This window comes from Shewanella sp. Isolate7, assembly GCF_022398425.1.
Classification (GTDB): Bacteria; Pseudomonadota; Gammaproteobacteria; order Enterobacterales; family Shewanellaceae; genus Shewanella.
The window spans coordinates 1-527 of sequence record NZ_JAKEVJ010000211.1; the positions used below are offsets into that span (position 1 = coordinate 1).

Below are 527 nucleotides of genomic sequence, written 5' to 3' on the forward strand. Positions count from 1 at the left end.
TCTTCAACCAGTTCTTCTTCAACCAGTTCTTGATAGCGATAAAACGTGTCCCGCGATACACCCATAACTTTGCAGGCTTTTGAGACATTACCGAGTTCTTCGGCCAGATTAAGTAAACCAGCTTTGTGTTTGATGATCGGATTGTTAGTATGCAACATGAGAGTTACCTTTTTGGTTTGTTTAATAAAGATTCGACACCTTTATCAAACTGGGTAACTCTCACTTTTTCAAGTAGATGTGTCAGATCTAGTCTGAACTAATACAAATTATCGAGCACATTCACTAAAATTCGCATAATCGGGTAGCCGGAGGTATCTAGCCTCCAGCCCCCACACCACCCTGCATGCGGCTCCGCACAGGGCGGTTCATTTAGAACACCTAACTAGCTTTCTGGTTAGGATAATGAATTGCGATCCATCCATCTCTTAGTGAATATAATCCTGCTTTCTTTAGATACTCATTACTCAGTGCTTGCTGTATTCCTGGTGTCTTCGAGCTCCTCCATGGGCCTTTACTTGTGATACCAC

General features: G+C 42.7%; 1 protein-coding gene and 1 pseudogene. Both read right to left on the reverse strand.

Features of this window, described 5'->3' with window-relative positions; all coding sequences use genetic code 11:
* Positions 1 to 158 (reverse strand): helix-turn-helix domain-containing protein (locus tag L1D47_RS21070; RefSeq protein ID WP_239886652.1); only part of this gene is annotated, 158 nt, incomplete at its 3' end.
* 220 nt (positions 159 to 378) lie between these two features.
* A pseudogene (locus tag L1D47_RS21075) lies at positions 379 to 527 on the reverse strand (group II intron reverse transcriptase/maturase); the annotation flags it as partial.